Below are 20,502 nucleotides of genomic sequence, written 5' to 3'. Positions count from 1 at the left end.
GAACACAAGAATATCTCTGGGCAGCCGATCGCTTGTCGTTGGCGTTTAGTTGATGTCGTGAAGGGTATGATGTGAGTGTTTATCGCCGGGAGGACACACGAGTATGAAGCTTTCAGTACGGATTATTTTTTCGTTGTTATGCTTTGCGGGCTCTGCATTTTTCTACCTTCAGGCTAAACATGTTTTTTGCCAACAGGTCTCATTCCTTTTAGATCCTAGCTTCCGTTGCGGCACTTTGGGCTGGTAATCACCGGATGTTTGATCGCTACCGGTATACTCAGGGTGTATGTTTTACCGAATACTGTGCGCAATATCGCATGCTGCACTAAAATTCAGTATGATATGTCGTCAAATTGTTATTTATCCTGCTGTATTTATTATAGATTAATCAATTGGTGCTGACTATTTCAGCGATTGAACGGAAGATGCGGTTGTGACTTTTATTGATCCCGCGCATCAAGTAGAATGCCGTTCAACGAGAACCCGTACCAAAAGAAGTATTACTCGAAGCAATGACCCTGCTGGCGTTAGGTATAAATCACAAAACCGCTCCGGTTTCTCTGCGTGAAAGGGTGACCTTCTCTCCAGAGTCAATCGAACAGGCGCTGACCAGCTTGCTCCAACAACCGTTGGTGCAGGGCGGTGTCGTGTTGTCTACCTGCAACCGTACCGAGCTTTACCTTAGCGTGGAACAACAGGAACATATTCACGAACAGCTGGTTGCCTGGCTGTGTGAGTACCACCATCTGCGCCCGGAAGAAGTGAGTAAAAGCCTGTATTGGCACCACGGTAATGACGCAGTTAGCCATTTGATGCGTGTGGCCAGTGGGCTGGATTCGTTGGTACTGGGTGAGCCACAGATCCTCGGGCAGGTAAAAAAAGCCTTTGCTGAATCACAACGCGGTCAGTCACTGTCCGGTGAGCTTGAACGTCTGTTCCAAAAATCCTTCTCTGTTGCCAAACGCGTGCGCACCGAAACTGAAATTGGTGCCAGTGCCGTATCCGTGGCTTTCGCCGCCTGTACTTTGGCACGACAAATCTTCGAATCGCTTGCTGAACTGAATGTGCTGCTTGTCGGCGCAGGCGAGACGATAGAGCTGGTGGCGCGTCATCTGCGCGAGCACAAAGTACGGCACATGATTATCGCTAACCGTACCCGCGAACGTGCCCAACTCTTGGCGGATGAAGTCGGCGCAGAAGTCATTACGCTGCCGGAGATCGACGAACGTTTGGCGGACGCCGACATTATTATCAGTTCTACCGCCAGCCCGCTGCCGATCATCGGTAAAGGGATGGTGGAGCGGGCGCTAAAAGCGCGCCGTAACCAACCGATGCTGTTGGTGGATATTGCCGTACCTCGCGATATAGAACCCGAAGTGGGCAAACTGGCTAACGCCTATTTGTACAGCGTGGACGATCTGCACGCCATCATTCAAAGCAATCTGGCGCAGCGCAAGGCCGCGGCAGTGCAGGCGGAGTCGATCGTTCAGCAGGAAAGCACCAATTTTATGGCCTGGCTGCGCTCACAGGGCGCGGTGGAAACCATCCGCGATTACCGTTCGCAGGCCGATCAGATCCGTGCAGAAATGGAAACCAAAGCCTTGGCTGCCATTGCGCAAGGCGCCGACGTGGAACAGGTTATTCACGAACTGGCCCACCGGCTGACCAACCGCCTTATTCATGCCCCTACCAAATCCCTCCAACAGGCCGCCGGCGATGGCGACGTGGAGCGGTTGCAATTATTACGCGACAGCCTCGGGCTGGATCAGCATTAGTTTTCTCTTTTAACAGGGTTTAATACCACGCATGAAGCCTTCTATTGTTGCCAAACTGGAAGCGTTACAAGAGCGCCATGAAGAAGTGCAGGCGTTGCTCGGCGATGCCGGCGTTATTGCCGACCAAGATCGGTTCCGCGCGTTATCGCGCGAATATGCACAGCTGACCGACGTTAGCCGCTGTTTCCTGGAATGGCGTCAGGTGCAGGACGACCTGGCAACGGCGGAAATGATGCTGGACGATCCTGAAATGCGCGAAATGGCGCAGGAAGAGCTGAAGCAGGCCAAGGCGGCGACGGAAGAGCTGGAGCAGCAGTTGCAACTGCTGCTCTTACCGAAAGATCCCGATGACGAGCGCGATTGCTTCCTGGAGGTCCGTGCCGGTACCGGCGGTGACGAAGCGGCGATCTTTGCCGGCGATCTGTTCCGTATGTACAGCCGTTATGCCGAAACGCGTCGCTGGCGCGTCGAGATCATGAGCGCCAACGAAGGTGAGCATGGCGGGTATAAAGAAGTGATTGCCAAGGTTTCTGGTGACGGCGTTTTCGGCCAATTGAAATTTGAATCAGGTGGCCACCGCGTGCAGCGTGTACCGGAAACCGAGTCGCAGGGGCGAATTCATACCTCTGCCTGTACCGTGGCTGTCATGCCGGCCGTGCCGGAAGCGGAACTGCCAGAGATCAACGCGGGCGATCTGAAAATCGACACCTTCCGTTCTTCTGGTGCCGGCGGCCAGCACGTTAACACCACCGACTCGGCAATCCGTATTACTCACTTGCCGACCGGCATTGTGGTGGAATGCCAAGATGAGCGTTCACAGCACAAAAACAAAGCCAAGGCGATGTCGGTGTTGGGCGCACGTATCCGTGCTGCCGAGATGGCCAAGCGTCAGCAGGCGGAAGCATCAACGCGCCGTAACCTGTTGGGTAGCGGCGACCGTTCCGATCGCAACCGGACCTACAACTTCCCTCAGGGGCGAGTGACCGACCACCGTATCAACCTGACGCTGTACCGTCTGGATGAGGTCATGGAAGGCAAGCTGGACATGTTGATCCAGCCGATTGTGCAGGAATACCAGGCCGACCAGCTTGCTGCGCTGTCCGCAGAGCCCGAGTAATGGATTATCAATCTTGGCTGAGGGCGGCGGTTGCCCGTCTGACGCAAAGTGAAAGCGCCCGGCGTGATGCCGAAATTCTATTGGGTTTTGTGACGGGCCGGGCCAGAACCTTCCTGATGGCGTTTGGTGAAACGCTGCTGACGCAGCAACAGCAGGAACAGTTGGAAAGGCTGCTGGTGCGCCGTGAACGCGGCGAGCCGGTGGCGTATCTGATCGGCGAGCGGGAGTTTTGGTCTCTGCCGCTGTCGGTATCCCCCGCGACCCTGATCCCTCGTCCAGACACCGAATGCTTGGTAGAACTGGCGTTGGAGCGTCTACCACCGTCCCCTTGCACCATCCTCGATCTCGGTACCGGCACTGGCGCCATTGCGCTGGCGTTGGCCAGCGAACGCCCGGACTGTAGCGTGACGGGCGTTGATTTGCAGCCTGAGGCGGTGGCGCTGGCACAGCATAATGCGCAGAAGCTGGCGATCGGCAATGTGCAATTTCTTCAAGGCAGTTGGTTTGCGCCCCTGGTCGGCCAAACGTTCGCTTTGATTGCCAGCAACCCTCCGTACATTGACGCAGCCGATCCACACCTGGCACAGGGCGACGTGCGTTTTGAGCCTAGCAGTGCGCTGGTCGCACAGCAGCAGGGATTGGCAGATTTGTCCGCTATTGTGCAACAGGCGCCACTGCATTTGCAGCCACAGGGCTGGCTTTTGCTGGAACATGGCTGGCAGCAAGGTGAGAGCGTACGAGCGCTGCTGCAGGCCGCCGGTTTTATTTCGATCGCCACGCGCCGTGATTACGGTGACAACGATCGTGTGACGTTTGGTCAATGGCCGCAGCAGTAACTGAAAACCAACAAAACGCTGGCCTCTGGCCTCTGGCTTTCACGGTATTACCCGGCAGCAAGTTTCGATCGTTTCCTGATGTTGGCTCAGGCAAGTCACCGGGATGCGTGAATGTAGATAACAACGCCGCAGCGTGAAAGACGGCGGGTATAAGCACACAGCGAATAAATAAAAGGAAGCAATATGGCAGTCTACTCGGCGTTAAAACATCTGCATTTGTTGACGGTAACCATCAGTATTGTCTTGTTTGTATTGCGTTTCTTCTGGAAGTGGCGCAATTCGGCTATGATGAACAAGCGCTGGGTGAAGATAACACCGCACATAAATGATACGGTGTTGTTCGTCAGTGGCATTGCGTTGGTTGTGATGTTCAAGTTTTATCCGCTGTTGGGTATGGACTCATGGCTGACCGAAAAGGTGTTTGGCGTTATTATCTATATCCTGCTTGGCTACGTCGCATTGGGCAAAAAGACCAAAAGCCAGAACCTGCGCACGCTGGCGTTTGTGTTGGCGTTGGGTTGTTTGTACCTGATAATTAAACTTGCCACGACGAAAATACCGTTTCTGATGGGATACTTATGAGTAGCATTGCTGATTTTGAATTTAACACCTCGCTGCTGAGCGAGGGCGTGATCCTGGTATCGCAGTCCGTACGGCGTGATTTCCCCGCCGTCGAGGTCGAACGTAAGCTGCAACAGCTGGTCGACGACGCGCGAGCGGCGGTGCCGCAGGATCTCAGCCAGGAACAGCAACTGGACGCGCTCATTGAATTGTTCTTCAAAACCTGGGGTTTTGGTGGTGCCAGCGGCGTGTACCGTCTGTCTGACGCTATCTGGCTGGATAAAGTGCTGGAAGGACGGCAGGGGACGCCAGTTTCACTTGGCACCATTTTCCTGCATATTGCCGCGCACTTGGGTTTACCGCTGTTGCCGGTAATTTTCCCCACTCAGTTGATCCTGCGAGCAGACTGGCTGGATGATGAAATGTGGCTGATTAATCCGCTGAACGGCGAGACGCTGAACGAACACCAACTGGAAGTGTGGATCAAGGGCAACCTGGGTCTGGCCGCCGAGTTGGAAGACGACGATCTCGATGAGTCAGAAAACGTCATGGTGGTGCGTAAGATGCTCGATACGCTGAAAGCTGCCCTGATGGAAGAAAAACAGATGGAAATGGCGCTGCGCGCCAGCGAAACGGTGCTGTGCTTCGATCCTGATGATCCTTACGAAATTCGCGATCGCGGGCTGATTTACGCCCAATTGGAATGCAACCATATTGCCATTTCCGATCTTAACTATTTTGTCGAACAGTGTCCTGAAGATCCGGTCAGCGAAGTGATCAAAATACAGATCCACTCGATTGAACCGAAACAGGTTACGCTGCATTAATTCATTTGATTTAACATCAACAAAGGCGAAAGCATGAAACAGAAAGTGGTTAGCATTGGTGACATCAACGTAGCGAACGATCTGCCGTTTGTGCTGTTTGGCGGTATGAATGTGTTGGAATCGCGCGATCTGGCGATGCGCATCTGCGAACACTACGTCACCGTGACGCAAAAACTGGGTATCCCTTACGTTTTCAAAGCCTCTTTTGATAAAGCCAACCGTTCTTCTATCCATTCGTACCGCGGTCCGGGTCTGGAAGAAGGGATGAAAATCTTCGAAGAAATCAAAAAAACCTTCGGCGTGAAAACCATCACTGACGTGCACGAAGCGTCACAAGCGCAGCCCGTGTCCGAAGTCGTTGACGTTATCCAGTTGCCCGCTTTCCTGGCTCGCCAGACCGACCTGGTGGAAGCAATGGCCAAGACCGGCGCAGTGATCAACGTCAAGAAGCCACAGTTCGTTAGCCCTGGGCAAATGGGTAATATCGTCGACAAGTTCAAGGAAGGCGGTAACGATCGGGTGATCTTGTGTGATCGCGGCAGTAACTTTGGCTACGATAACCTGGTTGTCGACATGCTGGGCATCAACGTGATGAAAAACGTGACCGGTGGTCATCCGGTGATCTTTGACGTGACCCATGCGCTGCAAACGCGTGATCCGTTTGGCGCAGCTTCCGGCGGCCGTCGTGCGCAGGTTGCCGAGTTGGCGCGTGCGGGTATGGCGGTTGGCTTGGCGGGGCTGTTCATTGAAGCGCACCCAGAGCCAAACAGTGCCAAGTGTGATGGCCCGTCGGCATTGCCGCTGGACAAGCTGGAGCCGTTCCTGGTGCAGATGAAAGCCATCGACGAGCTGGTGAAGAGCTTCCCAGAGCTGGATACCAGCAACTAAACGTGCTCTTTGCAGGGGCGTAGCTGCTGCGCCCGCTATGGTTTAAAGCCCGACTTGTCGGGCTTTTTGTTTTGTTAGGCTACGTGTGACGCCAATGCTTCAGGTAGCGTTGCGTAGAAATGCAGTCTCCCCTCAATGGGTTGTACCCGCGCCCGCGCCAGCGTTTTCAATGGTTGGAAAGGCATGTCGGTGATCGCCAACTGCTTGCCTGGCGGCAGGGCCTCGATAAAGCGCTGTAGGGCATCCAGGCCACCGGCGTCCAGCACCGGTACGGCATCCCACTGCAACACAATCACGTCATAGCTTTCGCTGCGCACCAGGAGTTCATTAAAAATGCGCTCGGCGGCGGCGAAGAACAACGGGCCATTTACGCGCAGCACCAGGCGGCCTTTTTCGGCGCTCAGTTCGCTCAGGCGGGTCATGCGTGCAATACGTCGCATAAACAGCAGGGAAGCCAGCACTATGCCTACGGTGATGGCAATCACCATGTCAAACAGTACGGTCAGTGACATGCACAGCAGCATCACCAGAATGTCATCTTTCGGTGCCCGTCGAAGCAGATAAACGACCTTATGCGCCTCGCTCATGTTCCAGGCGACCATCAGCAGCAGTGATGCCATGGCGGCCAGTGGCAGCCAGGAAAGCCAGGGTGCCAGCACCAGCAGTGCCAGCAACACCAGCAGCGCATGGATAATGGCAGATACCGGCGAGGTGGCACCTGCGCGCACGTTGGCCGCAGACCGCGCGATGGCGGCGGTTGCGGTAATGCCACCAAAGAAGGGGGCGATGATATTGCCGGCACCCTGACCAATCAATTCGGTATTAGAGTTGTGTTTCTTACCGGTCATACCGTCCAGCACGACGGCGCACAATAAGGACTCAATGGCGCCCAACATGGCCATAGAAAATGCCGCTGGCAGCAGAGCGGAGATGGTTTGCCAGCTTAGGGCCATGGGGTTGCCGTCGCCCGCAGGCAGATCCCAGGGGAGCATCAACTGCGGCAGGATAGGTGGGATGCCCTGGCCCTGAGTACCGTCGGCCAACAGGTAGCTGAAACGTGAGCCGATAGTGGCTACGGGGTGGTCAAACATAGCCAAAACACCCATGACTGCCGTACCTGCCAGCAGGGCCGGCAGATGGCCGGGTACCCGCAGACCGAGTTTCGGCCAGAAGATCAGGATAAGCAGGGTCACTGCACCGATCAGCGTATCGCCAAGGTCCAACGTAGGCAACGCCTGCAACAGGGCGTAAACCTTACTCACATAGTGTTCAGGTACCACGGCCAAGTGCAGACCGAAGAAATCCTTCACCTGCATCGTCGCAATGGTAATGGCGATACCGGAGGTAAAGCCCAGCGTCACGGACAGCGGTATATATTCAATTAACCGGCCGAAACGGGCTAATCCCATCAGCACCAAAAACAGGCCGGAAAGCAGCGTGGCGATTAACAACCCAGAGAGCCCGAACTGCTGGGATACGGGGTACAGGATCACCACAAAAGCGGCGGTAGGGCCGGACACGCTGTAGCGTGAACCGCCACTGATGGCGATCACAATCCCGGCGACGGCCGATGTGTAAAGCCCGTATTGAGGGGGGACGCCGCTGGCAATGGCCAGCGCCATCGCCAACGGGATGGCGATAATGCCGACAGTAACGCCGGCAATGGCGTCTTTAAGCAGGCGTTGCAGAGAGTAAGGTTCCCGCCAGCAGGCATCTACCAGCGCGCTGAACGGCCGGATGCCGTTAATTTCATGCGTTTTCATCTAAGGTGCAAACCAAGTCTATAAAAGAGAACGGAATGGCGGGCCGGAAAAGGTCCGTCTCGAATAGCTGATAGACACCATACGCCTGTTATGGCAATGATTCATAGATGTACATCAATGCCGTGCTAAAAATCGGAGTTATACTCTTTTAGAATGCCGATTAACACCCGATAGTAGACTGGCCGTGGCTTAAACGGCCAGTCTAAATTGAATAATGCTATTTTTACCCCTTAATGCACGGCGGGCAAGGATAACCCAAGAAAGCGGGCTAAGGTGCCAACCAGCAGATTATGGTCTTCCAGCTGTGGTGCGCCAGAAATGCTGATGGTACCGATGCAGCCGAGACCCGTTAAATTGACGGGGAAGGCACCGCCATGAACCGAATAGTCGCGAACACTCAGCCCGTATCGTTCTTCCAGTGTTGATTGCCGCTGCTGCAAACGCAGGCCAATAGCATAAGAGCTCTTGTGAAAATGGTTTACCACGTTGCGTTTACGCCGCACCCAGTCTGCAATATCAGGGGTAGTGCCAGGCATGGCATAGTAAAAGAGAGTCTGCCCCGCCAACTGGATTTCTATGGCGATCGACAGGCTGCGTTGTTCTGCGGCGGATTTCAGTGCGGAGCCCAATTCCCAGGCAGTATTATGATCAAAATGGTTAAAGGCTAACGCCGTTTCCTGTTCAGTAAGAGCGTGCAATTCATCATCAGTATTCATGGTTTTCACCCCCCTCATTTGGTCGCTAACAGACTATCCTGAACCGGACGCAGGGGATAGATACCTTGGAAATAACATAGAACTGCTACTCTATTATTAATCTGTGTAATATCTCCGATGCTGAGCTGGATGAGACAGGGATTGGTTCTCAACATTTATTGTTTAATCGCCCTGTTATTCTCGTGGAGCATAGCGAATATTTATGACTTACGTTGTGTCAATTCCCGCCTTGTATAGTGACGCCTGCATTACTTATGCCACACTGTCCATCAGCTATTTTGCTCTCAGCAAGAACGCCCCCTTTTCCTACCATTCCGAGCTGTGGAAACGCCTGCTTTTTGGCGTGCTGGCTGGCCTGGCGGTTTTTTTTCTCAATCAGGACAAGCTGGAGTTGGTCGGTGACGTGCATTACAGCTTCGCCATGATCCCGATGATATTAGTGACGTTTTATGGTGGTGCCGTCAGTGGGCTGGCCTGCTATCTGATGTCGCTGGTGTTGAGTGGGGGGTTTACCGTTGATAACCTGTTTATCGGCTCGATCATTCTTCCATTAATGCTGTCGCGCGTTTGGTTGAGAAAGACGAATCGGGTGTTCTATCTCACCATTTGCATCATTGCACTGTATCGCATCGCGGTAGTCTGGTTTTTTGTGGATATGTGGGAACGGTGGCCAGACGTATTGCTGTACCAGGCTATTTCTGCCCTGTGTTTGGCCATTTGCTACCATGCGATCAACTTCAAGGAACGGCACATTCATGCGTATTTCTCTATGCGCGATAAAGCCACCATCGACAGTCTTACCCATCTTAGTAACCGCGCCAGTGTGGACTACCGATTGATGTTACAACACGTGGAGCGTCGTCCCTGTGGGTTGATGATCCTCGATTTGGATGATTTCAAACACATCAACGATACCTATGGCCATTTGGTTGGGGACATACTGTTGGCACGAGTGGGGGCGTTGTTAAAAAACAGCGTACGCAGCGACGATTTCGTCGGTCGTTATGGCGGTGAGGAGTTTATTGTTATTACGGCCAGCTACGATCCGGCGACGATTGGTGGGGTAGCGGAGCGTATCCGACGTAGCGTTGAGGCCACCGCGTTTGTACTGGACGACGGTGATGAGGCACACATCACGGTGTCTATCGGTGCGTCGTTGTATCTGCCCGGTATGGTGGTTGATAAAGCGATTGAGGTCACGGATGAAGCGCTGTATGACGCCAAACGCAGGGGGAAAAATCAGGTGGTGTGCAGCCGGCTGATGCAACTCTCACCGCTTGGTGCGGGTTTCCGCCACGAATGATCCCCTCCTGATATTCACAGGAGGGGAGTGATTCAGGCTGCCAAGGTATGCTCGCGGAACGCGGTCAGTAACTCTTCGGTAAACTTCAGGCGTTTCTGACGGTCGGCCAGGTCCAACATAAACTTCAGCTTGGTTGGTCCATCCAGACGATAGATTTGCGGATGACTCTGTAGCAGACCAATCAAATAACCCGGGTCAACCAGGTTCTTCTCACCAAACTCAATAAAGCCGCCGCGTTCATTACCTTCTATGCGTTTGATACCCAGTTTTTGGGCGTGTTGACGCAGAGCCGCACATTGCAGCAGGTTACGTGCCGGATCGGGGAGCAGACCGAAGCGGTCAATCAGCTCCACTTTCAGCTCTTCCAGTTCACCGTCGTTTTTCGCGCTGGCAATACGTTTATAGAACGACAGGCGGGTGTTAACGTCGGGGATGAAATCATCCGGCAGGAGGGCAGGCATACGCAGCTCCACTTCGGTTTGGTTGCTGGTGAGATCTTCCAGCGAAGGCTCACGCCCATGCTTAAGCGCATCAACCGCACTTTCCAACAGTTCCATGTACAGTGAAAAACCGACGGTGGTCATCTGGCCGCTTTGATCTTCACCCAACAGTTCACCTGCGCCACGGATCTCAAGATCGTGAGTGGCTAGCGCAAAGCCGGCACCCAGATCTTCCAGTGACGCGATGGCCTCCAGGCGTTTATGGGCGTCGGTGCTCATGGCTTTTGGATTTGGCGTCAGCAAATACGCGTAAGCTTGATGGTGCGAACGCCCGACGCGGCCGCGTAGCTGGTGTAACTGCGCAAGCCCAAAGCGATCCGCACGCTCAATGATAATGGTATTGGCGCTGGGGATATCGATGCCGGTTTCAATAATGGTGGTACAGACCAACACATTGAAACGCTGGTGGTGGAAGTCGTTCATCACGCGTTCCAGGTCGCGTTCGCGCATCTGGCCGTGACCGATGGCAATGCGCGCCTCTGGCACCAACTCTGCCAGTTTTTCTGCTGCCTTTTCGATGTTTTCTACATCGTTGTACAGGTAGTAAACCTGGCCTCCGCGCAGCACTTCTCGCAGGATGGCTTCGCGGACGACCAAACTGTCGTACTCGCGGACAAAGGTTTTTACTGCCAGGCGGCGGGCAGGTGGGGTGGCAATAATGGACAGGTCACGCATGCCGCTCATGGCCATATTCAGCGTGCGCGGGATCGGCGTGGCGGTCAGCGTCAGGATATCCACATCGGCACGCATCGCCTTGATGCGTTCTTTATGGCGAACACCGAAACGGTGCTCTTCGTCAACGATAAGCAGCCCCAGATCTTTCCAGCGCAGTTCACTTTGCAGCAATTTGTGGGTACCAATGATGATGTCAACTTTGCCATCAACGGCGTCGTCCATCACTTGCTGCTGTTCTTTAGCGCTGCGGAAGCGTGACATCATCTCGATACGGATTGGCCAGGTGGCGAAGCGATCGCGGAAGTTGTCAAAATGCTGCTGCGCCAACAGCGTTGTCGGCACCAATACCGCAACTTGTTTGCCGTTTTCAACGGCCAGAAACGCGGCGCGCATTGCCACTTCGGTTTTGCCGAAGCCGACATCGCCACATACCAGGCGGTCCATGGCCAGGGGTTGGCACATGTCGCTCAGTACGGCGTTGATCGCCTGCTCCTGATCGGGTGTGGTTTCAAACGGGAAGCTCTGACAGAACAGCTGATATTGCTCACGGTTATGTTTAAACGCGAAACCGGTTTTAGCCGCGCGTTGGGCGTAGATATCCAACAGCTCTGCTGCCACGTCCCGTACCCGCTCGGCCGCTTTCTGTCGTGCGCGCGACCAGGCATCACCGCCCAGTTTATGCAGCGGGGCATTTTCGTCTGCGCCACCCGCATAGCGGCTGATCAGATGCAATGAAGAAACCGGTACGTACAGTTTGTCTTCACCGGCATAGGACAAGATCAGGTATTCGGCCTTGATGCCACCGGCCTCCAGCGTGGTTAACCCCACGTAGCGACCAACGCCATGCTCCAGATGTACCACCGGTTGACCCGGGTGCAGTTCTGCCAGGTTGCGGATCAGAACGTCGGTATTAATGGTCCGTCGGTTGTCCTGCCGACGGCGGCTGACGCGTTCGCCGAGCAGATCGCTTTCACAGATCAGGGCCCGGTTACGCATACCGTCGAGGAAGCCGCGTTCGGAAGCCCCGACCATCATGTAACGGCCGGCCGGCTCGGCCTGATCGAGATGCTGGATCAACGAGGTGCCGAGCTTGATGCGACCTAGCAGGTCTTGCAGCGTTTCCCGGCGGCCTTCACTTTCCACTGAGAAGATAACGCTGCCGTCAAAGCTTTCAATAAAGCGGCGCAGATTGTCCAAGGGGGCTTTCTGCTGGGCCTGCACCGCCAGATCCGGCAGGGCGCGGTAATCCAGATTGGTGTTACCGGCCTTGGCAGGCAATTCCTCGGTTTTTAGCGCCATGCGCGGCCAGGCTTTTAACTCGCTAAACAATGCATCAACCCGCAGCCACAGGCTGTCCGGCGCCAGCAGTGGGCGCATCGGATCGACACGGCGGCTCTCGAAACGTTGGTTAACGTCCTGCCAGAAGCGTTCGGCGGCGCTTTCCAGATTGCCGGTATTGACAATCAGCGTATTGCCTGGCAGGTAGCTGAACAGCGACGGCAGCGGTTGGTTGAAGAACAGCGGCTGCCAGTATTCGATACCGGCAGGCCAGGTGCCTTTACTCACCTGTTGATAAATATGTTCGGCGTCGCGACGCACTTCAAACTGCTCGCGCCACTGGCTGCGGAACAGCTCGATGGCATTTTTATCGGTTGGGAACTCATGGGCCGGTAGCAGGTTGATCGCGTCGACTTCGCTCAGTGTGCGTTGGTTGTCGACATCAAAGGTACGCAGGCTGTCGATTTCATCGTCGAAGAAATCGATGCGATAGGGCTCTTCGCTCCCCATCGGGAACAGATCAAGTAACGCGCCGCGTGTGGCGAACTCACCGTGCTCCATCACCTGATCGACACTGCGGTAGCCCGCTTGCTCGAGTTGGGCACGCAGTTTGTCGCGTGACAGGCGCTGGCCTTTTTTCATGACCAGCGCGTGGCCGTGCAGGAATTCGTGCGGGCAAACACGCTGCATCAGCGTATTGACCGGCAGGATAATGACGCCGCGCACCATGGTCGGCAAGTGGTACAGGCTCGACAGGCGTGCGGAGATGATTTCCTGATGCGGTGAGAAGCTGTCGTAGGGGAGGGTTTCCCAGTCCGACAGAGTGGTCACCATTTGATCGGTAAACTGCTGAATTTCGTCGCGCAGCCGCAGGGCATTTTGCATGTCCGGGGCGATCAACATCACCGGCCCGTTATGTCGTTCGATGATCTCGGCGCACTCTACGGCGCAGGCCGAGCCGGTCAGTTGCCCCAACTGGCGCAAGTCGCCAGCACGCTCAGGCAAAGAATAACGGGAGGATGAGGATGCAGCACGCTTAGGGTTATCGGAGATGCTCATTAAGGTATCTTTAATCAATGTATTAAATTTCGCCCCGGCAGAAATAACACCGCGCCTTTAGCCGGTAATACTAGCCCACTGGGCAATAAACTGACATAGATAAAAGCGCGGCGCGGCGGTCTAATGGCGAATGTTTAACCACTCAATGGCATTACTCTTGTGTAGCCAGGGCGAGATAGTCGTGGATTTTATCGACGTCAATGTTCCCGCCGCTGACGATCACCCCCACTTTTTTGCCGCGCAGATCCAGTAGCGAATTCATGGCTGCCGCTGCGGCCAGGCAACCGGTCGGTTCGACCACCATTTTCATCCGTTCCATAAAGAAACGCATCTGCCGGCAGAGTTGCGGGTCACTGACCGTCAAAATATCGTCAACGTACTCTTGAATGATAGGGAATGTCAGCGCACCCACCTGCTGGGTCTGAGCGCCATCGGCAATCGTTTTCGGTACGGGGATGTGTACCGGTTGGCCACTGCGAAACGCCTGTTGCACGTCGTTGCCTGCCTGCGGTTCAACGCCGAACACCCGACAGTGCGGTGACCAGTGTTTGGCTGCAACCGCGCTACCGGCCAGTAGACCACCACCACCGGTGCACACCAACAGCACATCCAGTGGCCCGATGTCCTCAATCAGTTCTTTGGTGGCGGTGCCCTGGCCTGCAATCACCTGCGGGTAATCGTAGGGGGGCACTATCGTCAGGCGGTGTTCAGCAGCCAGCCGTTGGGTAATGGCTTCACGGTCTTCGCTGTGGCGCTGGTAAATCACCACGTTGGCACCGTAACCGCGGGTTGCCGCCAGCTTGGTTGCCGGTGCGTCGTGCGGCATCACAATGGTCACATTGACCCCAAGTTCGCGTGCCGCCAGTGCCATTGCCTGGGCATGGTTACCTGAGGAAAAGGCAATCACGCCCGCTTTGCGTTGCGCAGCACTCAATTGGGCAATGGCGTTATAGGCACCGCGAAACTTGAAGGCGCCTACGCGTTGGAAATTTTCACACTTGAAGAACAGCTGCGCACCGGTGAGGTTATCGGCCTGCCGAGATGTCATCACCGGTGTACGGATGGCATGTCCAGCCAGAATTTCTGCGGCGGTAGAGATATCGGCGGCGGTGATGCAGTGGGGAGTTGAACTCATGACGACCTCGCGCTGGTGAAAGGTTGATTGATTACCCGGAGATTTTAATTTACTCTTTGTAAAGTTATTGTCAAATGGTTAAGTTGATGAGTGATATCAAGCAGGAAAACGCACTGTTGCTGCGTGAAGCGGAAAAAATAGTTCAGGCGCTGGGGGCCATGTTTGCACCGAGCTGCGAAGTGGTGCTGCATGATCTCACGCAACCAGGGCGAGCCATTGTCGCCATCGCCAATAATCTGTCTAACCGCAGTATTGGCGATGCTGCCAGCGAAATGGGGTTGGAACGTATTGCCTCGCCGGATTTCCCTGATGTGGTACAGAACTATGCCAATGCTTTCCCCGACGGCCGGCCGGCCAAGAGCACGTCAATCGGCTTGCGTAACAGCCAGGGGGTTTATGTAGCAGCCATCTGCCTCAACCTGGATGTTTCAATCTTCAACAGCGTCAACGCCATTCTGCAACAGCTGACTGCGGTGGTGCAGAGCGCGCCGCAGGTTGCGGACGAGGGCGCGCGTTCATTGTCGGACATCGCCTCAGTGATCAACACTTTTGCGGCTTCTTGTGCCACTGCGCCGCGCGCGCTCTCTTCCGAACAGCGTTTTCAGGTGATCCAATTGCTTAAGCAGCAGGGCTATCTGCAACTGCGTGGTGCGGCCACTATGGCCGCGGAAGCATTGGGTATTTCGCGGGTCTCGGTTTACAACCTGTTAAAGCGAGATGCCGGGTGACCTGCTGCGGTTAGCCCGAACGGCGGAATAAAAGGCGTCAGGGTGGTTCCCTAAACGAGGTATAGCCTTTATTATCCTTGATCACTTTGCTTAAGCTACGGCCACAAAACGGATTTCATGTATCAACCTGTCGCGTTATTCATTGGCCTGCGCTATATGCGCGGGCGGGCCTCAGATCGCTTCGGGCGGTTTGTTTCCTGGCTTTCCACCATCGGCATTACGCTGGGGGTGATGGCGTTGGTCACCGTATTGTCGGTGATGAACGGTTTTGAAAAGGATCTGGAGAACAACATTCTCGGCCTGATGCCGCAGGCGTTGATCACTAGCCCTCAGGGGTCGATCAATCCGCAACAAATTCCTGCCTCGGTGGCGCAGGGGCTGCAGGGCGTTAGCCGCGTTGCACCGTTAACCACCGGTGACGTGGTGCTGCAAAGCGCTCGCAGCGTGGCGGTGGGGGTTATGTTAGGGGTAAACCCGGACGAAGCTGATCCCTTGACGCCGTTTCTGGTGAACGTCAAACAGCAGCTGTTACAGCCGGGCCAGTACAATATCATCCTTGGCGAACAGCTTGCCGGGCAGCTTGGCGTCAAACGCGGCGATCCGCTGCGGGTGATGGTGCCGAGCGCCAGCCAATTTACGCCAATGGGCCGCATTCCCATTCAACGTCTGTTTACTGTGGTCGGCACTTTCCATGCGAACAGTGAAGTTGATGGTACCCAGATGCTGGTCAATCAGCAGGACGCTTCACGCCTGCTGCGCTATCCGGCAGGTAATATCACGGGGTGGCGTTTGTTCCTGCAACAGCCGCTGACGGTTGACACGCTGAGCCAACAAAAATTGCCTCAGGGCACCGAATGGAAAGATTGGCGCGAACGTAAAGGCGAGTTGTTCCAGGCGGTGCGCATGGAGAAAAACATGATGGGGCTGCTGCTCAGCCTGATCGTGGCCGTGGCGGCGTTCAACATTATTACGTCACTCGGTCTGCTGGTTATGGAAAAGCAGGGTGAAGTCGCCATTTTGCAAACACAGGGCCTGACCCGTCGACAAATCATGGCGGTGTTTATGGTGCAGGGCGCGAGTGCGGGCATTATCGGCTCGTTGCTCGGCACGCTGTTAGGCGTGCTACTGGCCACCAACCTGAATAATCTGATGCCGATTCTCGGCGCATTGATTGACGGCGCATCGTTGCCGGTGGCGGTTGACCCGTTGCAGGTGACGATCATTGCCGTGGCGGCGATGGCGGTTTCCCTGTTGTCCACGCTTTACCCTTCATGGCGCGCTGCCGCCGTACAACCCGCTGAGGCTTTACGTTATGAGTAACCATCTTTTGTTGCAGTGCGACAACCTGTGTAAGACCTATCAGGAAGGCAACCTGCATACCGACGTACTGCGCAATGTCAGTTTTTCTATGCAGCCGGGCGAGATGATGGCGATTGTCGGTAGTTCAGGCTCCGGCAAAAGTACCTTATTGCACCTGTTGGGGGGGCTGGACTCCCCAACCTCCGGCGAGGTGATCTACAAAGGTCAGTCAATGAATACCTTGTCTTCGGCGGCCAAAGCCGAGCTGCGCAACCGCCAGCTTGGTTTCATCTATCAGTTCCACCATCTGTTGCCGGACTTTACTGCACTGGAAAATGCCGCTATGCCGCTGTTGATCGGCGGTATAAAGCCGGCACAGGCGCAAGAAAAAGCGCTGGAGATGCTGGCGGCGGTCGGGTTGGCAAAACGCAGCAAGCACCGGCCTTCAGAATTGTCCGGCGGTGAGCGCCAGCGCGTGGCCATTGCGCGTGCGTTGGTGAATAACCCGTCGTTGGTATTAGCGGATGAGCCGACCGGTAATTTGGATAAACGTACGGCCGACAGCATCTTTGATCTGCTCGGTGAGTTGAACGTGCGCCAGGGTACGGCGTTCCTGGTGGTGACTCATGACCTGCAACTGGCGAAGCGTCTTAGCCGCCAATTGGAAATGGCCGACGGCCATCTGCAGGCCCAGTTGACCCTGTTGGGGGCTGAGTAATGGCGGGTGCGTCACTTTCCTTTCTGACGGCTCTGCGTTTCAGCCGTGGGCGCAAGCGCGGTGGCATGGTGTCGTTGATCTCGGTGATCTCCACCATCGGTATCGCCTTGGGCGTTGCCGTGCTGATTGTTGGCCTGAGCGCGATGAATGGTTTTGAGCGCGAACTGAAAAACCGTATTTTGGCCGTGGTACCCCATGGCGAAATCGAACCGGTGAAACAGCCATTTAAAGATTGGCCGTCGATTCTGCAACGGGTAGAAAAAGTGCCAGGCATAGCGGCTGCCGCGCCTTATATTAACTTTACCGGCCTGATGGAAAATGGCGCGCAACTGCGTGCGGTCGGGGTTAAAGGGGTTGATCCGCAGCAGGAAAACCAACTCAGTGCGCTGCCGAAATACGTTCAAGGCGATGCCTGGGCTAATTTTAAAAGCGGTGAGCAGCAGGTGATCCTGGGTAAGGGCGTTGCTGATGCATTGGGCGTCAAGCAGGGCAGCTATGTGACGGTGATGATCCCTAACAGCGATCCGCAAATGAAGCTGTTGCAACCGAAGCGTATCCGTTTGCACGTAACGGGTATTTTGCAGCTCAGTGGCCAGCTTGATCACAGCCTGGCGATGGTGCCCCTGGCCGACGCTCAGCAATATCTGGATATGGGCGACAGCGTGACGGGGATTGCCATCAAGGTTAACGATGTGTTTGCCGCCAACAAGCTGGTGCGCGATGCGGGCGAAGTCACCAACGCTTATGTTTATATCAAGAGCTGGATTGGTACCTATGGCTACATGTACCGTGATATTCAGATGATTCGCGCCATCATGTATCTGGCAATGGTGCTGGTGATCGGCGTCGCCTGTTTCAATATCGTCTCCACGTTGGTGATGGCGGTGAAAGACAAGAGCGGTGATATTGCGGTGCTGCGTACTCTGGGTGCCAAAGACGGCTTTATTCGCGCCATCTTTATCTGGTACGGCCTGCTGGCCGGGCTGGTGGGCAGCGTCAGCGGGGTCGTGGTGGGGGTTATCGCGTCGTTGCAACTGACCAACATTATTAAAGGAGTGGAAAAACTGATGGGGCATTCATTCCTGTCGGGCGATATCTACTTCATCGACTTCCTGCCTTCTGAGTTGCACTGGCTGGACGTGTTGATTGTACTGGTGACGGCGTTGGTGCTCAGCCTGTTGGCAAGTTGGTATCCAGCCAGGCGTGCCAGCCGTATTGATCCGGCACGCGTATTGAGCGGTCAATAATCAAAATCAGGGGAGGCAGCGATGCCGCCCCATTTTTTTAGCCTAAGGGTGGGTTATGTACTACGGTTTCGATATGGGCGGCACCAAGATTGAGCTGGGCGTGTTTGATGCAGACCTGCAACGCATTTGGCAAAAAAGGGTGCCGACACCGCGTGACGATTATCAGCAGCTGCTGGCAACGTTGCGCGATCTGACCTTTGAGGCGGATGCGTTCTGTGGCCAACAGGGCATGGTGGGTATCGGCATTCCGGGGCTGCCCAACGACGATGATGGTACGGTATTCACGGCTAACGTCCCGGCGGCGATGGGGCAACGCTTACCACTGGATCTGGCTGAGCTGATTGGTCGTGACGTGCGTATTGATAACGACGCCAACTGTTTTGCGCTGTCGGAGGCCTGGGACGACGAGTTCCGTCACTATCCAACGGTGTTGGGCATTATCCTTGGCACCGGGGTGGGCGGCGGGTTGATCGTCGACGGCAAAGTGGTCTCCGGGCGTAACTATATCGCTGGCGAATTTGGCCATTTCCGCCTGCCGGTGGATGCGCTTGACGTGCTGGGGCATGATATACCTCGCGTTCCTTGTGGCTGCGGCCATCAAGGTTGCATCGAAAATTACATTTCTGGTCGCGGTTTTGAGTGGATGTACGCCCACTTTTATCAGCAGCACTTGCCTGCACAGCAGATTATTGCGCATTATCAGTCGGGTGAGCCGCAGGCGGTGGCTCATGTCGAACGTTTTATGGATGTTCTGGCGATATGCCTGGGCAATTTACTGACCATTATTGATCCACATCTGGTGGTGATTGGTGGCGGGTTATCGAATTTTGAAGCCATCTACCAGGCGTTACCCGAGCGTTTACCCGCGCATCTGTTGCGTGTGGCCAAGTTGCCACGAATTGAAAAAGCGCGCTATGGGGACGCGGGTGGCGTACGTGGGGCTGCGTTCCTCAATTTGGTTCACAGGGAAAAGTAAGGAGAGAGTTAATGCACACTCGCCATCGGCTGTGTCAGTTTCGCAAGAGTAAGCATGTGCTGCATCAGCGCTTTCGTTCGCGGATTTTTCATCGCGATACCATGGCGGCGGCCGAGCTGAAGAAGCCGTTTGTCGTGGTGTTGACCGGGGCCGGGATCTCGGCCGAGTCAGGTATCCGTACTTTCCGCGCCGCAGACGGTTTGTGGGAAGAGCACCGTGTGGAAGATGTCGCTACGCCGGAAGGCTATCAGCGCGATCCGCAACTTGTGCAGGCGTTTTACAATGAACGCCGCCGGCAGCTACAGTCCCCGGAGATTGCCCCTAATGCGGCACACCGCGCATTGGCGGATCTGGAAGCCTGGTTGGGGGATAACTTCCTGCTGGTGACGCAGAATATCGATAATCTGCATGAGCGTGCCGGCAGTTCGCGCGTGTTGCATATGCACGGTGAACTGTTGAAAGTCCGCTGCACCAGCTCCGGGCAGGTATTCGACTGGCCGGAGGATCTCAGCGTGGACGATCGCTGCCATTGCTGCCAATTCCCGGCGCCTTTGCGGCCACACGTGGTGTGGTTCGGCGAAATGCCGCTGGGCATGGATGAAATCTATCAGGCGCTGGCCAAGGCCGATTTCTTTGTGGCTATTGGCACTTCGGGCCACGTTTATCCGGCTGCGGGTTTTGTACACGAGGCACGCTTGGGCGGCGCGCACACCATGGAACTGAATCTGGAGCCCAGCCAGGTAGAAAGTCAGTTTGATGAAAAACACTATGGTCCTGCCAGTGCGGTAGTACCACGGTTCGTGCACAAATTCCTGGTTGGGAAAGTCGAAAGAGCCGATCAACCTTAACGCTGGTTTCAGGGCGCAGCCTGTGGCGTCCTGAACTTTCTCCTTCACACCTTGATGTTTGCCCGCCTGCTTAGCCGCTTTGCGCCACCGGCCTACCCATGTTGTTCAACGTTCCACCATCGATGAACGAACCCGCACCGCTGTAATTATCACTGCAATTAATGATTTCCGTTAAATCTGGGTAAAAATGACCTGTCTCAATATTTGATCCGAACCGGTTCCGCATAATGAAACGCGATATTCTGAGGGCGGA

17 protein-coding genes are annotated in these 20,502 nt (G+C 55.1%); 13 read left to right on the top strand and 4 right to left on the bottom strand.

Translation table 11 applies throughout. The annotated features are described in order from the left end of the window. Positions 1-512: 512 nt before the first annotated feature. The 6 genes from hemA to kdsA all read left to right on the top strand — a co-directional run bounded on the left by hemA (position 513) and on the right by kdsA (position 6,004). Positions 513-1,775 (top strand): glutamyl-tRNA reductase, encoded by a 1,263-nt coding sequence (gene hemA, locus ACI2J2_RS07635; protein WP_209632846.1) that lies wholly within the window; start codon positions 513-515, stop codon positions 1,773-1,775. A gap of 31 nt (positions 1,776-1,806) precedes the next feature. After that, entirely contained in the window at positions 1,807-2,892 is a 1,086-nt protein-coding gene (gene prfA, locus ACI2J2_RS07630) for a peptide chain release factor 1 (RefSeq protein WP_037420465.1), read from the top strand. Continuing rightward, a complete protein-coding gene (gene prmC, locus ACI2J2_RS07625; protein ID WP_404759777.1) occupies positions 2,892-3,728 on the top strand; it encodes a peptide chain release factor N(5)-glutamine methyltransferase in 837 nt (278 codons plus the stop codon). The genes prfA and prmC overlap by 1 nt, the downstream gene beginning before the upstream one ends. Before the next feature lie 183 nt (positions 3,729-3,911). Beyond that, a complete protein-coding gene (locus ACI2J2_RS07620) occupies positions 3,912-4,310 on the top strand; it encodes a SirB2 family protein (protein WP_209632849.1) in 399 nt (132 codons plus the stop codon). Further along, positions 4,307-5,116: an invasion regulator SirB1 gene (gene sirB1, locus ACI2J2_RS07615; RefSeq protein WP_209632850.1), complete on the top strand. Its 810-nt coding sequence runs from the start codon at positions 4,307-4,309 to the stop codon at positions 5,114-5,116. The genes ACI2J2_RS07620 and sirB1 overlap by 4 nt, the downstream gene beginning before the upstream one ends. Before the next feature lie 33 nt (positions 5,117-5,149). Further along, on the top strand, positions 5,150-6,004 hold the full coding sequence (kdsA, locus tag ACI2J2_RS07610; RefSeq protein WP_265556988.1) for a 3-deoxy-8-phosphooctulonate synthase: 855 nt from the start codon (positions 5,150-5,152) through the stop codon (positions 6,002-6,004). A 74-nt stretch (positions 6,005-6,078) separates the two neighbouring features. Here the strand turns inward: kdsA and dauA are convergent, their stop codons facing one another. After that, entirely contained in the window at positions 6,079-7,767 is a 1,689-nt protein-coding gene (gene dauA / locus ACI2J2_RS07605; protein WP_404759776.1) for a C4-dicarboxylic acid transporter DauA, read from the bottom strand. 230 nt (positions 7,768-7,997) lie between these two features. Beyond that, positions 7,998-8,483 carry a heme-degrading domain-containing protein gene (locus ACI2J2_RS07600; protein ID WP_209632853.1) on the bottom strand — a complete coding sequence of 162 codons (486 nt, stop codon included), beginning with the start codon at positions 8,481-8,483 and terminating at the stop codon, positions 7,998-8,000. A gap of 202 nt (positions 8,484-8,685) precedes the next feature. Between ACI2J2_RS07600 and ACI2J2_RS07595 the strand changes: the two genes are divergently transcribed. Next, complete coding sequence (locus ACI2J2_RS07595; protein ID WP_265556985.1) at positions 8,686-9,786, top strand: GGDEF domain-containing protein; 1,101 nt, start codon at positions 8,686-8,688, stop codon at positions 9,784-9,786. A 32-nt stretch (positions 9,787-9,818) separates the two neighbouring features. Here the strand turns inward: ACI2J2_RS07595 and mfd are convergent, their stop codons facing one another. Together mfd and ACI2J2_RS07585 are read right to left on the bottom strand one after the other, a co-directional pair. Beyond that, positions 9,819-13,298: a transcription-repair coupling factor gene (gene mfd / locus ACI2J2_RS07590; RefSeq protein ID WP_209632855.1), complete on the bottom strand. Its 3,480-nt coding sequence runs from the start codon at positions 13,296-13,298 to the stop codon at positions 9,819-9,821. 151 nt (positions 13,299-13,449) lie between these two features. Continuing rightward, the gene (locus ACI2J2_RS07585) at positions 13,450-14,433 is read right to left on the bottom strand and encodes a threo-3-hydroxy-L-aspartate ammonia-lyase (protein WP_404759775.1); all 984 of its coding nucleotides are present in this window, start codon (positions 14,431-14,433) and stop codon (positions 13,450-13,452) included. 86 nt (positions 14,434-14,519) lie between these two features. On the opposite strand from ACI2J2_RS07585, the gene ACI2J2_RS07580 reads away from it, so the two are divergent. The 6 genes from ACI2J2_RS07580 (at position 14,520) to cobB (ending at position 20,249) form a co-directional block, all read left to right on the top strand. Next, positions 14,520-15,161, top strand: coding sequence for a transcriptional regulator (locus tag ACI2J2_RS07580; protein WP_209632857.1), 642 nt, complete (start codon positions 14,520-14,522; stop codon positions 15,159-15,161). 117 nt (positions 15,162-15,278) lie between these two features. Then, positions 15,279-16,481: a lipoprotein-releasing ABC transporter permease subunit LolC gene (gene lolC, locus ACI2J2_RS07575; protein ID WP_265556979.1), complete on the top strand. Its 1,203-nt coding sequence runs from the start codon at positions 15,279-15,281 to the stop codon at positions 16,479-16,481. After that, positions 16,474-17,178, top strand: a complete 705-nt coding sequence (lolD, locus tag ACI2J2_RS07570) for a lipoprotein-releasing ABC transporter ATP-binding protein LolD (RefSeq protein WP_404759774.1) — start codon at positions 16,474-16,476, stop codon at positions 17,176-17,178. The genes lolC and lolD overlap by 8 nt, the downstream gene beginning before the upstream one ends. After that, positions 17,178-18,425, top strand: a complete 1,248-nt coding sequence (gene lolE, locus ACI2J2_RS07565; RefSeq protein ID WP_209632860.1) for a lipoprotein-releasing ABC transporter permease subunit LolE — start codon at positions 17,178-17,180, stop codon at positions 18,423-18,425. The genes lolD and lolE overlap by 1 nt, the downstream gene beginning before the upstream one ends. A gap of 55 nt (positions 18,426-18,480) precedes the next feature. Next, positions 18,481-19,401, top strand: a complete 921-nt coding sequence (gene nagK / locus ACI2J2_RS07560; protein WP_209632861.1) for an N-acetylglucosamine kinase — start codon at positions 18,481-18,483, stop codon at positions 19,399-19,401. Between the two features lie 11 nt (positions 19,402-19,412). Further along, entirely contained in the window at positions 19,413-20,249 is an 837-nt protein-coding gene (gene cobB / locus ACI2J2_RS07555) for a Sir2 family NAD+-dependent deacetylase (RefSeq protein WP_209632862.1), read from the top strand. The last annotated feature ends 253 nt before the right edge of the window (positions 20,250-20,502 follow it).

Origin of the sequence: Serratia sp. NPDC087055 (genome assembly GCF_044900985.1) — a bacterium.
Taxonomy (GTDB): Bacteria; Pseudomonadota; Gammaproteobacteria; order Enterobacterales; family Enterobacteriaceae; genus Serratia.
This window is presented reverse-complemented; position numbering and strand designations above follow the sequence as displayed.

What these genes read in the sequence shown, in the direction of transcription:
- hemA (WP_209632846.1), top strand. Translation starts at nt 513, where the DNA reads ATGACCCTGCTGGCGTTAGGTATAAATCACAAAACCGCTCCGGTTTCT.
- prfA (WP_037420465.1), top strand. Translation starts at nt 1,807, where the DNA reads ATGAAGCCTTCTATTGTTGCCAAACTGGAAGCGTTACAAGAGCGCCAT.
- prmC (WP_404759777.1), top strand. Translation starts at nt 2,892, where the DNA reads ATGGATTATCAATCTTGGCTGAGGGCGGCGGTTGCCCGTCTGACGCAA.
- ACI2J2_RS07620 (WP_209632849.1), top strand. Translation starts at nt 3,912, where the DNA reads ATGGCAGTCTACTCGGCGTTAAAACATCTGCATTTGTTGACGGTAACC.
- sirB1 (WP_209632850.1), top strand. Translation starts at nt 4,307, where the DNA reads ATGAGTAGCATTGCTGATTTTGAATTTAACACCTCGCTGCTGAGCGAG.
- kdsA (WP_265556988.1), top strand. Translation starts at nt 5,150, where the DNA reads ATGAAACAGAAAGTGGTTAGCATTGGTGACATCAACGTAGCGAACGAT.
- dauA (WP_404759776.1), bottom strand. Translation starts at nt 7,767, where the DNA reads ATGAAAACGCATGAAATTAACGGCATCCGGCCGTTCAGCGCGCTGGTA.
- ACI2J2_RS07600 (WP_209632853.1), bottom strand. Translation starts at nt 8,483, where the DNA reads ATGAATACTGATGATGAATTGCACGCTCTTACTGAACAGGAAACGGCG.
- ACI2J2_RS07595 (WP_265556985.1), top strand. Translation starts at nt 8,686, where the DNA reads ATGACTTACGTTGTGTCAATTCCCGCCTTGTATAGTGACGCCTGCATT.
- mfd (WP_209632855.1), bottom strand. Translation starts at nt 13,298, where the DNA reads ATGAGCATCTCCGATAACCCTAAGCGTGCTGCATCCTCATCCTCCCGT.
- ACI2J2_RS07585 (WP_404759775.1), bottom strand. Translation starts at nt 14,433, where the DNA reads ATGAGTTCAACTCCCCACTGCATCACCGCCGCCGATATCTCTACCGCC.
- ACI2J2_RS07580 (WP_209632857.1), top strand. Translation starts at nt 14,520, where the DNA reads ATGAGTGATATCAAGCAGGAAAACGCACTGTTGCTGCGTGAAGCGGAA.
- lolC (WP_265556979.1), top strand. Translation starts at nt 15,279, where the DNA reads ATGTATCAACCTGTCGCGTTATTCATTGGCCTGCGCTATATGCGCGGG.
- lolD (WP_404759774.1), top strand. Translation starts at nt 16,474, where the DNA reads ATGAGTAACCATCTTTTGTTGCAGTGCGACAACCTGTGTAAGACCTAT.
- lolE (WP_209632860.1), top strand. Translation starts at nt 17,178, where the DNA reads ATGGCGGGTGCGTCACTTTCCTTTCTGACGGCTCTGCGTTTCAGCCGT.
- nagK (WP_209632861.1), top strand. Translation starts at nt 18,481, where the DNA reads ATGTACTACGGTTTCGATATGGGCGGCACCAAGATTGAGCTGGGCGTG.
- cobB (WP_209632862.1), top strand. Translation starts at nt 19,413, where the DNA reads ATGCACACTCGCCATCGGCTGTGTCAGTTTCGCAAGAGTAAGCATGTG.